This is a genomic window from Corallococcus praedator (assembly GCF_003612125.1).
Lineage (GTDB): Bacteria > Myxococcota > Myxococcia > Myxococcales > Myxococcaceae > Corallococcus > Corallococcus praedator.
Genome location: NZ_RAWI01001431.1, coordinates 1 through 387 on the forward strand (window position 1 = coordinate 1; position 387 = coordinate 387).

The 387-nt window shown below is 31.8% G+C and carries 1 protein-coding gene; it reads left to right on the forward strand.

Features of this window, described 5'->3' with window-relative positions; all coding sequences use genetic code 11:
• On the forward strand, positions 1-242 hold a 242-nt coding region (locus D7Y13_RS44765; RefSeq protein ID WP_147452796.1), incomplete at its 5' end, for an alpha/beta hydrolase.
• Positions 243-387: the final 145 nt, after the last annotated feature.

Sequence of the window (387 nt, forward strand, 5' to 3'; positions counted from 1 at the left end):
CATTAGATACGATTAAAGAGCAAGTTGATGAAGTGTTGTATCCTATTTTAGTGATTCAAGCAGAAAACGACAATATGATTGATCCACAATCCGCAAATTATATATATGACCATGTAGATTCTGATGACAAAAATATCAAGTGGTACAGTGAATCTGGACATGTTATTACGATTGATAAAGAGAAAGAACAAGTATTTGAAGATATTTATCAATTTTTAGAGTCATTAGACTGGTCAGAATAAAAAGAGATTTTAACATTAGAAAGGAGGGGCATAATGAATTTAAAGCAATCTATAGAAGAGATTATTAATCAACCTGAATATGAACCTATGTCAGTGTCAGATTTTCAAGATGCATTAGGTTTAAGCAGTGCCGACTCGTTTAGAG